General features: G+C 70.6%; 11 protein-coding genes. 9 read left to right on the forward strand and 2 right to left on the reverse strand.

The annotated features are described in order from the left end of the window. The first annotated feature begins 142 nt into the window (after positions 1-142). The 4 genes from IE108_RS24060 to serA all read left to right on the forward strand — a co-directional run bounded on the left by IE108_RS24060 (position 143) and on the right by serA (position 5,518). A complete protein-coding gene (locus IE108_RS24060; protein WP_107420487.1) occupies positions 143-1,990 on the forward strand; it encodes an acetolactate synthase large subunit in 1,848 nt (615 codons plus the stop codon). Positions 1,991-2,025: 35 nt separating this feature from the next. Further along, positions 2,026-2,550: an acetolactate synthase small subunit gene (gene ilvN, locus IE108_RS24065; protein WP_064729975.1), complete on the forward strand. Its 525-nt coding sequence runs from the start codon at positions 2,026-2,028 to the stop codon at positions 2,548-2,550. A gap of 118 nt (positions 2,551-2,668) precedes the next feature. Next, positions 2,669-3,667: a ketol-acid reductoisomerase gene (gene ilvC, locus IE108_RS24070; RefSeq protein ID WP_064729976.1), complete on the forward strand. Its 999-nt coding sequence runs from the start codon at positions 2,669-2,671 to the stop codon at positions 3,665-3,667. A 261-nt stretch (positions 3,668-3,928) separates the two neighbouring features. Beyond that, positions 3,929-5,518 carry a phosphoglycerate dehydrogenase gene (gene serA, locus IE108_RS24075; RefSeq protein ID WP_064729977.1) on the forward strand — a complete coding sequence of 530 codons (1,590 nt, stop codon included), beginning with the start codon at positions 3,929-3,931 and terminating at the stop codon, positions 5,516-5,518. Positions 5,519-5,530: 12 nt separating this feature from the next. Here serA and IE108_RS24080 read toward each other — a convergent pair whose 3' ends face one another. Further along, positions 5,531-7,078: an MFS transporter gene (locus IE108_RS24080; RefSeq protein WP_064729978.1), complete on the reverse strand. Its 1,548-nt coding sequence runs from the start codon at positions 7,076-7,078 to the stop codon at positions 5,531-5,533. Positions 7,079-7,162: 84 nt separating this feature from the next. Here IE108_RS24080 and IE108_RS24085 point away from each other — a divergent pair, with 84 nt between their 5' ends. After that, positions 7,163-7,750, forward strand: a complete 588-nt coding sequence (locus IE108_RS24085) for a TetR/AcrR family transcriptional regulator (protein WP_064729979.1) — start codon at positions 7,163-7,165, stop codon at positions 7,748-7,750. Here the strand turns inward: IE108_RS24085 and IE108_RS24090 are convergent. Continuing rightward, positions 7,731-8,924, reverse strand: a complete 1,194-nt coding sequence (locus IE108_RS24090) for a PucR family transcriptional regulator (RefSeq protein ID WP_064729980.1) — start codon at positions 8,922-8,924, stop codon at positions 7,731-7,733. The genes IE108_RS24085 and IE108_RS24090 overlap by 20 nt on opposite strands. 164 nt (positions 8,925-9,088) lie before the next feature. Between IE108_RS24090 and IE108_RS24095 the strand changes: the two genes are divergently transcribed. The 4 genes from IE108_RS24095 to IE108_RS24105 all read left to right on the forward strand — a co-directional run bounded on the left by IE108_RS24095 (position 9,089) and on the right by IE108_RS24105 (position 13,267). Next, entirely contained in the window at positions 9,089-10,015 is a 927-nt protein-coding gene (locus IE108_RS24095) for a proline dehydrogenase family protein (RefSeq protein ID WP_064729981.1), read from the forward strand. A gap of 46 nt (positions 10,016-10,061) precedes the next feature. Beyond that, a complete protein-coding gene (pruA, locus tag IE108_RS24100) occupies positions 10,062-11,702 on the forward strand; it encodes an L-glutamate gamma-semialdehyde dehydrogenase (RefSeq protein WP_064729982.1) in 1,641 nt (546 codons plus the stop codon). Between the two features lie 307 nt (positions 11,703-12,009). Further along, a complete protein-coding gene (locus IE108_RS35140) occupies positions 12,010-12,141 on the forward strand; it encodes a hypothetical protein (protein WP_107420291.1) in 132 nt (43 codons plus the stop codon). Positions 12,142-12,214: 73 nt separating this feature from the next. After that, positions 12,215-13,267 (forward strand): 3-isopropylmalate dehydrogenase, encoded by a 1,053-nt coding sequence (locus IE108_RS24105; RefSeq protein WP_064729983.1) that lies wholly within the window; start codon positions 12,215-12,217, stop codon positions 13,265-13,267. Positions 13,268-13,516 lie beyond the last annotated feature (249 nt).

The raw sequence follows: 13,516 nt of genomic DNA on the forward strand, positions 1-13,516 counted from the left end.
CTCCCCGCGACCCACACCCGGCGCGCTCCCCTCGCTTGCCTTATGGCACGAGGGGTTTTTTGTTGCACAGGCACCCGCCGAGCAGCAGCCGCAGACCGCACGAAACCTCGCAAAAACCCTCAGCATCGAGAAGAGAATGCCGATGACCGAGCAGGCCACCGGGGCCCATCACCCGCAGCCGCGGCCCCGTTCCGGAGGACAGCAGTCCGCCCCCGAGTCCGTCACGGGTGCGAAGTCCCTCATCCGCTCGCTTGAGGAGGTCGGGGTCGACACCGTATTCGGCATCCCCGGCGGCACGATCCTTCCCGCCTACGACCCGATGATGGACTCCAGCCGGGTGCGCCACGTGCTGGTCCGTCACGAGCAGGGCGCGGGCCACGCGGCCACCGGATACGCCCAGGCCACCGGCAAGGTCGGCGTCTGCATGGCCACCTCAGGACCCGGAGCCACCAACCTGGTGACGCCGATCGCCGACGCCAACATGGACTCGGTGCCGCTGGTCGCGATCACCGGCCAGGTCGTCTCCAAGGCCATCGGCACCGACGCCTTCCAGGAGGCGGACATCGTCGGCATCACGATGCCGATCACCAAGCACAGCTTCCTGGTGACCCGGGCCGAGGACATCCCGAAGACCATCGCGGAGGCGTTCCACATCGCCTCCACCGGCCGCCCGGGACCGGTCCTGGTCGACATCCCCAAGGACATCCTCCAGACGCGGACCACCTTCTCCTGGCCGCCGGCCACCGACCTGCCCGGCTACCGCCCGGTCACCAAGCCGCACGCCAAGCAGATCCGCGAGGCCGCCAAGCTCATCTCCGCCGCGAAGCGCCCCGTGCTCTACGTCGGCGGCGGCGTGCTCAAGGCGCAGGCCACCGCCGAGCTGAGGATCCTCGCCGAACTCACCGGAGCGCCCGTCACCACCACCCTGATGGCGCTCGGCGCGTTCCCCGACAGCCACCCGCTGCACGTGGGAATGCCGGGCATGCACGGTGCGGTCACCGCCGTCACCGCGCTGCAGAAGGCCGACCTGATCGTCGCCCTCGGCGCCCGCTTCGACGACCGCGTCACCGGCAAGCTGGACAGCTTCGCCCCGTACGCCAAGATCGTCCACGCCGACATCGACCCGGCGGAGATCGGCAAGAACCGCGCCGCCGACGTCCCGATCGTCGGGGACGCCCGCGAGGTCATCGCCGACCTCGTGCAGGCCGTCCAGAAGGAGCACGACGAGGGCAACAAGGGCGACTACACCGCCTGGTGGAAGGACCTGTCCCGCTGGCGCGACACCTACCCCCTCGGCTACGACCAGCCCGAGGACGGTTCGCTCTCCCCGCAGCAGGTCATCGAGCGCATCGGGCAGCTCGCGCCCGAGGGCACGATCTTCGCGGCCGGCGTCGGCCAGCACCAGATGTGGGCCGCGCACTTCGTCCAGTACGAGAAGCCCGCCACCTGGCTGAACTCCGGCGGTGCCGGGACGATGGGGTACGCGGTCCCGGCCGCCATGGGCGCCAAGGCCGGCATGCCCGGCAGCGCGGTCTGGGCGATCGACGGCGACGGCTGCTTCCAGATGACCAACCAGGAACTGACCACCTGCGCCCTGAACAACATCCCGATCAAGGTCGCCGTCATCAACAACGGCGCCCTCGGGATGGTCCGCCAGTGGCAGACGCTCTTCTACAACCAGCGGTACTCGAACACGGTCCTGCACTCCGGCCCCGAGGACGTCAACCCGGACGCCCGCGGCACCCGCGTCCCCGACTTCGTCAAGCTGTCGGAGGCCATGGGCTGCTACGCGATCCGCTGCGAGGACCCCGCCGACCTCGACAAGGTCATCGAGGAGGCGAACTCCATCAACGACCGCCCCGTGGTCGTGGACTTCATCGTCCACGAGGACGCGATGGTCTGGCCGATGGTCGCCGCCGGCACCTCCAACGACGAGATCATGGCCGCCCGGGACGTCCGCCCGGACTTCGGCGACAACGAAGACGACTGAGAGCCGTCGGGACTTTCAAGCAGAGGAAGCAGACCATGTCCAAGCACACGCTCTCCGTCCTGGTGGAGAACACCCCGGGCATCCTCGCCCGGATCGCCGCCCTCTTCTCCCGCCGCGGCTTCAACATCGACTCGCTCGCGGTGGGCGTCACCGAGCACGCCGACATCTCCCGGATCACCATCGTGGTGAGCGTCGACGAGTTCCCGCTGGAGCAGGTGACCAAGCAGCTCAACAAGCTGGTCAACGTGCTCAAGATCGTCGAGCTGGAACCCGGCCAGGCCGTCCAGCGTGAACTCGTTCTGGTGAAGGTGCGCTCCGACAACGAGACGCGCTCCCAGATCGTGGAGATCGTCCAGTTGTTCCGCGCCAAGACCGTCGACGTCTCCCCGGAGGCCGTCACCATCGAGGCCACCGGCAGCAGCGACAAGCTGACCGCCATGCTCAGGATGCTGGAACCGTACGGCATCAAGGAACTCGTCCAGTCCGGCACGATCGCCATCGGCCGCGGCGCCCGTTCGATCACGGACCGCTCGCTGCGCGCACTCGACCGGTCCGCGTGACCCCGGAGCCGGGCGGCCGGCCCGACGACCGGCCGCCCGCATTCCGAGACCCCGAAACTTCCCTTCCCCCCACCGGCATACGGTGGGACGCAACACCTGCACACAAGGAGAGAACCCAGTGGCCGAGCTGTTCTACGACGCCGACGCCGACCTGTCCATCATCCAGGGCCGCAAGGTCGCGGTCATCGGGTACGGCAGCCAGGGCCACGCCCACGCCCTGTCGCTGCGCGACTCCGGCGTCGACGTGCGCGTCGGTCTGCACGAGGGCTCGAAGTCCAAGGCCAAGGCCGAGGAGCAGGGCCTGCGCGTGGTGAGCCCGTCCGAGGCCGCCGCCGAGGGCGACGTCATCATGATCCTCGTCCCGGACCCGATCCAGGCCGAGGTCTACGAGAAGCACATCAAGGACAACCTGAAGGACGGCGACGCGCTGTTCTTCGGCCACGGCCTCAACATCCGCTACGGCTTCATCAAGCCCCCGGCCGGCGTGGACGTCTGCATGGTCGCCCCGAAGGGCCCGGGCCACCTGGTGCGCCGTCAGTACGAGGAGGGCCGCGGCGTCCCCTGCATCGCCGCCGTCGAGCAGGACGCCACGGGCGACGCCTTCGCGCTGGCCCTGTCGTACGCCAAGGGCATCGGCGGCACCCGCGCCGGCGTCATCAAGACGACCTTCACCGAGGAGACCGAGACCGACCTCTTCGGCGAGCAGGCCGTCCTCTGCGGTGGTACGGCCGCGCTGGTCAAGGCGGGCTTCGAGACCCTGACCGAGGCCGGCTACCAGCCGGAGATCGCCTACTTCGAGTGCCTGCACGAGCTGAAGCTGATCGTGGACCTCATGTACGAGGGCGGCCTGGAGAAGATGCGCTGGTCGATCTCCGAGACCGCCGAGTGGGGCGACTACGTCACCGGCCCGCGGATCATCACCGACGCCACCAAGGCCGAGATGAAGAAGGTCCTCGCCGAGATCCAGGACGGCACCTTCGCCAAGAACTGGATGGACGAGTACCACGGCGGTCTGAAGAAGTACAACGAGTACAAGAAGCAGGACTCCGAGCACCTGCTGGAGACCACCGGCAAGGAGCTGCGCAAGCTCATGAGCTGGGTCGACGAAGAGGCGTAACCCTCACCGCCGGGGGCCGGAGCGACGCCGCTCCGGCCCCTTCGGCGAACCCGGGGTAACGTCGGGTGCACGGCGTTGTCCAACCCGTCCAGCCACGGACGGGTGATCCTTCCGCAGAGGCGCGGGACGACGTCCGCCACGCCACTAGACTGCTCAACACATACGCGTCAGGCCCACAGCGTCGTGCGTCTTCCACGCGGCTCAGCGACACCGAATGCGGCCGTCGGGACGGCCGTCCGCATTGGACTTGTGAGGACTCACGTGAGCTCGAAACCTGTCGTACTCATCGCCGAAGAGCTGTCGCCCGCGACCGTGGACGCGCTCGGCCCCGACTTCGAGATCCGCCAGTGCAACGGCGCGGACCGGGCCGAACTGCTCCCCGCCATCGCCGACGTGGACGCGATCCTGGTCCGCTCCGCCACCAAGGTCGACGCCGAGGCCATCGCCGCCGCCAAGAAGCTCAAGGTCGTCGCGCGAGCCGGCGTCGGCCTGGACAACGTCGACGTCTCCGCCGCCACCAAGGCCGGCGTGATGGTCGTCAACGCGCCGACCTCCAACATCGTGACCGCCGCCGAGCTGGCCTGCGGCCTGATCGTCGCCACCGCCCGCAACATCCCGCAGGCCAACGCCGCGCTGAAGAACGGCGAGTGGAAGCGCAGCAAGTACACCGGCGTCGAGCTGGCGGAGAAGACCCTCGGTGTCGTCGGCCTCGGCCGCATCGGCGCCCTCGTCGCGCAGCGCATGTCGGCCTTCGGCATGAAGGTCGTCGCCTACGACCCCTACGTGCAGCCCGCGCGGGCCGCGCAGATGGGCGTCAAGGTCCTGTCGCTGGACGAGCTGCTCGAGGTCTCCGACTTCATCACCGTGCACCTCCCCAAGACCCCCGAGACCCTCGGCCTGATCGGCGACGAGGCGCTGCGCAGGGTCAAGCCCAGCGTCCGCATCGTCAACGCCGCGCGCGGCGGCATCGTCGACGAGGAGGCGCTGTACTCGGCGCTCAAGGAGGGCCGCGTCGCGGGCGCCGGCCTCGACGTGTACGCGAAGGAGCCGTGCACGGACTCCCCGCTGTTCGAGTTCGACCAGGTCGTCGCCACCCCGCACCTCGGCGCCTCCACCGACGAGGCCCAGGAGAAGGCCGGCATCGCCGTCGCCAAGTCGGTGCGCCTCGCCCTCGCCGGCGAGCTGGTCCCCGACGCGGTCAACGTCCAGGGCGGCGTCATCGCAGAGGACGTCAAGCCGGGCCTGCCGCTCGCCGAGCGCCTCGGCCGCATCTTCACGGCGCTCGCCGGCGAGGTCGCCGTCCGCCTGGACGTCGAGGTCTACGGCGAGATCACCCAGCACGACGTGAAGGTGCTGGAGCTGTCCGCGCTCAAGGGTGTCTTCGAGGACGTCGTCGACGAGACGGTGTCGTACGTCAACGCGCCGCTGTTCGCCCAGGAGCGCGGCGTCGAGGTCCGCCTGACCACCAGCTCGGAGTCCCCGGAGCACCGCAACGTGGTCACCGTGCGCGGCACCCTCGCGGACGGCGAGGAGGTGTCGGTCTCCGGCACGCTGGCCGGCCCGAAGCACCTCCAGAAGATCGTCGCCGTCGGCGAGTACGACGTGGACCTCGCCCTCGCCGACCACATGGTCGTCCTGCGCTACGAGGACCGTCCCGGCGTCGTCGGCACCGTCGGCCGCGTCATCGGCGAGGCCGGCATCAACATCGCCGGCATGCAGGTGGCCCGCGCGACGGTCGGCGGCGAGGCGCTGGCCGTGCTCACCGTGGACGACACGGTGCCCTCCGGGGTGCTGGCCGAGGTCGCGGCGGAGATCGGCGCGACGTCCGCCCGGTCGGTGAACCTGGTCTGAGCGACCGCGTCCTCACACGCCGGACGGGCTGAGCCGATCAGCCTGTCCGGCGTTTTCCGTGTCCACTTGCGGTCGCACCCGGATGTGCCGCAGGCCCAGCGCGGCCAGTCCCGCCGCGCCGAGGAGCAGCAGCGCCGCCGCGACCGAGGCCCCCCGCATCCCGTCGGTGAACGCCTCGCGCGCCGCCAGTGCCAGGGCGTCTCCCGCGCGCCCCGGCAGTTCGGCGGCGACGGCCAGCGCGCCGCCGAGGGTCTCCCGCGCCGGTTCGGGCGCGTCCGACGGCATGCCGTGGCGGTAGAGCGCGGTGCCGATGGAGCCGAGGGCCGCCATCCCCATCGCGCCGCCGAACTCGGTGCCGGTCTCCAGCAGCGAGGAGGCCGAGCCCGCCCTCTCCACCGGGGCCGAACTCAGCGCCAGATCGGTGAGCTGGGACATCACGACGACGATGCCGGCGGCCAGGACGCCGCAGGCGGCCAGCACCAGCCAGAGCGAGTCGGTGCCGGACAGGGCCAGCAGCCCGTAGCCGGCGGCCGCCGTGCCGAAGCCGGCCGTCACGACGTACGCGCGCTCCACCCCCCGCTGGACCAGCTGGGCGGCGACCGGCGCGGCGACGCCGATGAGCACCGACGGCAGCAGGCTCCACAGCGCGGCCTCCAGTGCGCTCTTGCCCAGGACCGACTGGAGGTACTGGGTGGTGAAGTAGGCGGAGCCCATCATCCCGAAGGCGGACAGGGTGTTGAGGACCAGCGCCGGGGTGAAGCCGTGGCCGCGGAAGAGCGCCGGCGGGATCATCGGCGACGCCGCCGTGCGCTGGCGGTGCACGAACAGCGCGGCGAACAGCAGGCCGACGGTGATCGAGACGATGTAGCGGACGTTCCAGCCCTCGGAGGGCAGTTCCTTCAGGCCGTAGACCACGGGCAGCACGGCCGCCATCGACAGCGGGACGCTCAGCAGGTCGAAGCGGCCCGGTGAGGGGTTGCGGGACTCCGGGAGCAGCAGCGGGCCGAGGACCAGCAGCAGGGCCATCGCCGGCAGGTTGACCAGGAAGACCGAGCCCCACCAGAAGTGCTCGACGAGGACGCCGCTCAGCACCGAGCCGAGCGCGATCCCGGCCGTCATCACGCCGGACCACAGCCCGATCGCCTTGGCCCGCTGGGAGGGGTCGGTGAACATCGTGCGGACCAGCGCCATCGTCGACGGCATCAGGGTGGCGCCGCCGATGCCGAGGATCGCGCGGGCGGCGATCAGCGTCTCGGCGGTGTGCGCGTAGGCGGCCAGCAGGGAGGCGGCACCGAAGGCCGCCGCGCCCAGCAGGAGCAGCCGGCGGCGGCCGAAGCGGTCGCCCACCGCTCCCATCGTCATCAGCAGGCCGGCCAGGACGAAGCCGTAGATGTCGAAGATCCACAGCTGCTGGGTGCCGCTCGGGTCCAGGTCCGCGCTGATCTCGGGGATCGCGAAGTAGAGGACCGAGACGTCCATCGAGACCAGCAGCAGCGGAAGCATCAGCACGGTCAGGGCGGTCCACTCGCGGCGGCCGGCCCGGGTCGGGTTCGGTGTCATGGCGAGGACTGTACGCACGTCTTATACGCGTGTCTAGAACGATTGTATAAGACGGATGTATATCTCGCCGGGTAGGGTGTGGCCATGGGACACCGTGAGGATCTGCTGGAGGGCGCCAAGCGCTGCCTGCTCGACCAGGGCTTCGTGCGCACGACCGCCCGCGACATCGTCAGGGAGTCGGGGACCAACCTGGCCTCCATCGGCTACCACTACGGGTCGAAGGACGCGCTGCTCGCGCAGGCGTACGTCGCGCTGGTGGAGGACATGGGCGACGCCTTCGAGGGCGACGGAGGCCTGGAGGGCACCCCGCCAGGTTCCCTCGAACGGTTCGAGCGGGTGTGGTCGAACATCGCCGGCACCATGAAGGAGCCGGGCTCGGTGTGGCGGCTCAGCATGGAGGTCGTCGTGCTCGGCGACCGGCTCCCGGAGGTCCGCGCCCAGCTGGCGGCGGCGCAGCGCGAGGCCGGGCGCGGGCTGATCCCGCTGCTGATGGGCGGCCGGGAGGAGGACGTGACCGACGACGCCGCGGACACCCTCGGCATGTTCTACGTGACCCTGATGACGGGCCTGATCGCCCAGTGGACCTTCGACCCGGAGTCGGCCCCCGACGGCGCGGTGCTCGCCGCCGGACTGCGCCGGGTGATGGAGGCCGCTACAGACGCCGCGCCTTGAGCGCCATGTGCAGCAGCAGCCGGTCCTCGCCGTCGTCCAGGTCCAGGCCGGCGAGCTGCTCGACACGGGAGAGCCGGTAGTACAGCGTCTGGCGGTGGATGCCCAGCTCGGCGGCGGCCCGGCCGGCCTGGCCCGCGCAGTCGAGATAGACCTCCGCGGTGCGGGCCAGCTCCCGGTGGGCGGGGGAGAGGAGCACCCGCAGGGCGGTGTCGTGGGCGGCCTGCGGGGGCAGCGCGGTGAGCAGGCGGAACGCTCCGATGGACGTCCACTGCGCGACCGGCCCGAAGCGGCTCTCCGCCCGCGCGGCCCGCGCCGCGGCCGACGCCTCCCCCCAGGCCGCCGGCAGTTCGGCCAGCCCCGGGCGCGGGGCGGAGACCCCGGCCGCGATGCCGCCGGTGCCGCCCGCCCGCTCCAGCAGCCGGGCCGCCGCCGACGCCGCCGGGGCCGGCAGGTCCACCGAGCGCAGCCGCACCAGCAGCGCCAGGGACTCGCCCGCGCCGCCCCCCGCCACCGTGCACAGCGCCGTCGCGCCGGGCACCGTGCGGACCGAGGGCGCGTCCTCGGGACCGGCGGAGGGCCAGGGCGCCACGCAGACCACCGCGTGCGGGGTGTCCGCGCGGGGGCCGAGGGCGGTGCGCAGTTCGGCGACCGCCATGTCCCGCTGCCAGTCCCGCTCGGCGGTCAGCACCGCCCGCAGCTCCCGGCTCAGGTCCGCGCCGTGCTGCGCCTCGTCGGCGAGCAGCGCCCCGATCCGGGCGGTCACCGCCATGGCCGCGGTCAGCTGCCGTTCCGTCGGACCGGGCTCGGTGTCGAGCAGCCACACATAGCCGAGGACCACCCCCCGATGGCGCACCGGCAGGCAGGTGCGCCCCCGGTACACCCCGGCCTCCGGAGTGGGCGGGATGCGGACCGGCCCGGTGGCGCGGGTGATGCCGAAGCCCTCGAACCAGGCGCGCACGGCCGCGGTGGAGCGCCGGGTGAGGATCGAGCGGGTGCGCACCGGGTCCAGGTCGGAGGGGTCGAGGTCGCCCTCGCTGTCGTAGGCGCCGAAGGCGATCAGCTCGAAGTCGCGGTTCTCCAGGGTCGCCGGTGCGCCGAGCAGCTCGGAGATCTCGTCCACCAGCTCCTGGTAGTCACCCTTCGAATCCGTCGTCACCCGGGCATTCTGCCCCATTCCCGCGTCGCCTTCATACACATGTCTGAGATCCGCGGCACGGATGCGTGACAGCTGTCGATGGCCGACGATCGGGGGGATCCTTAGATTTCACGGTGGTTCTCCGTGCCGTCTCCCGTTCACCGGGCCGCGGCCCCGTGTTGGTTGGTAAGTGGAGGTGCCCCGTGCTGGGTCCCGTGATTCTCGCCGCGTCGCGCAGCGACCGGATGCGCCGGCTGGTCTCGGCCGCGCCCGTGACCAAGCCGGTCGTCGACCGGTTCATCCCCGGCGAGACGGTCGACGAGATCGTGCCGATCATCCGTGACCTGACCGACCAGGGCCTGGAACTGACGATGGACGTCGTCGGCGAGGACATCACGACCCCCGAGCAGGCCGAGGCCGCCCGGGACGCCTACCTGGAGCTGATCGACCGCCTCAAGCCGCTGGACCTCGGCACCCGCGCCGAGATGTCGGTGAAGCTCTCGATGTTCGGCCAGGCGCTGGACGGCGGCCACGAGCTGGCCCTGAAGAACGTCCGCCCGGTCGTCGAGGCCGCCGCCGAGATCGGCACCACGGTCACCCTCGACGCCGAGGACCACACCACCCTCGACTCGATGTTCGCCATCCACGACGAGCTGCGGAAGGACGTCCCGCAGACCGGCTGCGTCATTCAGGCCTACCTCTTCCGCACCGAGGCCGACGCGCGCCGCCTCGCCGACAGCGGCTCTCGCGTACGGTTGGTGAAGGGCGCCTACAAGGAGCCCGCCGAGGTCGCCTACCAGCAGCGCCACGAGATCGACAAGGCGTACGTCCGCATCCTGCGCACGCTGATGCAGGGCGAGGGCTACCCGATGATCGGGTCCCACGACCCGCGCCTGATCACCATCGCCCAGGAGCTGGCCCGCACCGCCGGGCGCAAGCTCGACGAGTACGAGTTCCAGATGCTGTACGGCATCCGCGGCGACGAGCACCTGCGGCTGGCCGCCGAGGGCCACCGCATGCGCGTCTACACCGCCTACGGCACCGACTGGTACGGCTACTTCATGCGCCGTCTGGCGGAGAAGCCGGCGAACCTCCGGTTCTTCGCCCGCTCGATGGTCAGCAAGGGCTGAGCCCGCACCCGCTCGCAAGACCGCTCAGTAAGGAGTAACGGAAACCATGGACGCTGTGACCCAGGTCCCCACCCCCGTCAACGAGCCGGTGCACGGCTACGCCCCCGGTTCGCCCGAGCGTGCCCGTCTGGAGGTCAAGCTCAAGGAGCTGGCCGACAACCCGGTCGACCTGCCCTGCACGATCGGCGGCGTCAAGCGGATGGGCGGCGGTGAGCGCTTCGACGTCGTGCAGCCGCACAACCACAAGTCCCGCCTGGGCACCTACGCCAACGCCACCCAGCAGGACGCCCAGGACGCGATCGACGCCGCCCTGGCCGCGGCCCCCGCGTGGCGCGCGATGTCCTTCGACGACCGCGCGGCGATCATCCTGCGCGCCGCCGAGCTGCTGTCCGGCCCGTGGCGCGAGACCATCGCCGCCTCCACGATGCTGGGCCAGTCCAAGACGGCCCAGCAGGCCGAGATCGACAGCCCCTGCGAGCTGATCGACTTCTGGCGCTTCAACGTCCACTACGCCCGCGACATCCTGGCCGAGCAGCCCCCGGCCAACTCCCAGGGCGTGTGGAACCGCATGGACCACCGCCCGCTGGAGGGCTTCGTCTACGCGATCACCCCGTTCAACTTCAGCGCGATCGCCGCCAACCTGCCCACCGCCCCCGCCCTCATGGGCAACGTGGTGGTCTGGAAGCCGTCCCCGACGCAGACCCACGCCGCCGTGCTGCTGATGCAGCTCCTGGAGGAGGCCGGGCTGCCCAAGGGCGTCATCAACCTGGTCACCGGCGACGGCATCGCGGTCTCCGAGGTCGCCCTGGAGCACCGCGACCTCGCGGGCATCCACTTCACGGGTTCGACCAAGACCTTCCAGCACCTGTGGAAGACGGTCGGCAACAACATCGAGAAGTACCGCACCTACCCGCGCCTGGTCGGCGAGACCGGCGGCAAGGACTTCCTCGTCGCCCACCCGAGCGCCGACCGCGCCGTCCTCAAGACCGCCCTGACCCGCGGTGCCTTCGAGTACCAGGGCCAGAAGTGCAGCGCCACCTCCCGCGCGTACCTCCCGGCGTCCATCTGGAACGACGGCTTCAAGGAGGAGTTCGCCGCCGAGGTCGACTACCTCACCATGGGTGACGTCACCGACCTGTCGAACTTCGTCGGCGCGGTCATCGACGAGCGGTCCTTCGCCAAGAACAAGGCCGCCATCGACCGGGCCAAGGAGGACGAGACCTGCACGATCGTCGCGGGCGGCTCCTACGACGACTCGGTCGGCTACTTCGTCCGCCCGACCGTCGTCGAGTGCACCGACCCGGAGAACGAGGTCTTCCGCACCGAGTACTTCGGCCCGTTCCTCGCCGTGCACGTCTACGACGACAGCGTGGACGGCGCGTACGACGCGATGCTCACCCAGATGGAGTCCGTCTCCGACTACGCCCTCACCGGCTCGGTCATCTCCAACGACCGCGCGGCGGCGGCGTACACGATGGAGAAGCTGCGCTACGCGGCGGGCAACTTCTACATCAACGACAAGTCGACCGGCGCCGTGGTCGGCCAGCAGCCCTTCGGCGGCGGCCGCGCCTCCGGCACCAACGACAAGGCCGGCGCCCCGCAGAACCTGATGCGCTGGACGCTGACCCGCGCCATCAAGGAGACGCTGGTCGCACCGACCGACTACACGTACCCGCACATGGGCTGACGCCCTGTGAGCGACGCCCGGGGGGCCAGGTCGACCGACCTGGCCCCCCGGGCGTTTTCGCTGTTCGGGGAGGCGTGGCCGAAGGTGCCGTCTCAGATAGTAGGAAGTCCGAGTAATTGTGGAGACAGGCGCTCCGCACTCCCTTAGCTTTGTAGGAGCCGAACGTACCGCTCGATCGAGCGGATGGCGGTCGTGAGCCGGGCCCCGCGCAGGCAACCCCTGCGGCACCGTGCTCCCCGCCCCTTCCGGCGTCTCTCCGTACCGCTCGCTCTCCGCGCTCCCCTTAGTGCAGAAGGAGTCGATTCCCATGGCCGAGACGACCGTCCGCCGCCGAGTCCGCCACCTCTCCCGTAGCGCCGACTCCGACCGCAAGAACGCCGCGGCCGCCCTCCAGCGCGCCCTCGACCGCCGGGACAACGGCGGGTCCACCGGGCACTGAGCCGCGGGCACCGGGGCGTCCGTATGCCGGACGCCTCGTGTCATCCCGTGGGACGAGGAGTAGGGTGCCGCACATGTCGGCAAGTTCTCGCAGCCTCAATCTCGCAGTGATCCCCGGTGACGGCATCGGCCAGGAGGTCGTGGCCGAAGGCCTGAAGGTCCTCTCCGCCGTCCTCCCGCAGGATGTGAAGCTGGAGACCAGGGACTTCGACTTCGGCGCCCGGCGCTACCACGCCACCGGTGAGACCCTCACCGACGCCGACCTCGACGCCCTCAAGGCGCACGACGCCATCCTGCTCGGCGCGATCGGCGACCCCTCGGTGCCGTCCGGCGTGCTGGAGCGCGGCTTCCTGCTCAAGCTCCGCTTCGCCTTCGACCACCACGTCAACCTGCGGCCGTCCAAGCTGCTGCCGGGCGTGGCCACCCCGCTCGCCGGCCAGCCGGAGATCGACTTCGTCGTCGTCCGCGAGGGCACCGAAGGCCCCTACACGGGCAACGGCGGCACCATCCGCAAGGGCACCGAGCACGAGGTCGCCACCGAGGTCTCCGTCAACACGGCCTACGGCGTCGAGCGCGTCGTCCGCGACGCCTTCGCCCGCGCCCAGGCCCGCCCCCGCAAGAAGCTCACGCTGGTCCACAAGAACAACGTGCTGACCTTCGCGGGCCACCTGTGGACGGACGTCTTCAACCGGGTCGCCGCCGAGTACCCCGAGGTCACCACCGACTACATCCACGTCGACGCCGCGACCATCTACCTGGTCACCGACCCGGCGCGCTTCGACGTGATCGTCACCGACAACCTCTTCGGCGACATCATCACCGACCTCGCCGCGGCCGTCTCCGGCGGCATCGGCGTCGCCGCCAGCGGGAACGTCAACCCGTCCGGCGACTTCCCCTCGATGTTCGAGCCGGTCCACGGCTCCGCGCCCGACATCGCCGGCCAGGGCAAGGCCGACCCGACCGCCACGGTCCTGTCCGTCGCCCTGCTCCTGCGCCACCTCGGGTACGAGGGCGAGGCGGCCCGCATCGAGGAGGCCGTCTCCGCCGACCTCGGGGAGCGCGGCGGCCTGCCCGCGCGCAGCACCTCCGAGATCGGCGACGCGCTCGCCGCCCGAGTAGCCGGCTGATCCGGCGACACTCGAAGTCCAACCTTTCGAAGCCGCCGGGTCCGCGAAACAAGGCACCCGGCGGCTTTCTCCTGCGTCCGCCAGGTGCGACCATCAGACCCTGGGCCGCATTCACCCCGTTTCATCCGTCGCCGGCCGCGCGCGATAATCGAACGCGAAGCCGCGACATGAGGGAATGCTCGGACGTCCTAGCACCGGCCACCGGCCGTACGGGCGTGACAGCGGCCCGTCACAATCAAACCGGTGAAG

Origin of the sequence: Streptomyces parvulus (genome assembly GCF_014648855.1) — a bacterium.
In the GTDB taxonomy this organism is placed as follows: Bacteria; Actinomycetota; Actinomycetes; order Streptomycetales; family Streptomycetaceae; genus Streptomyces; species Streptomyces parvulus.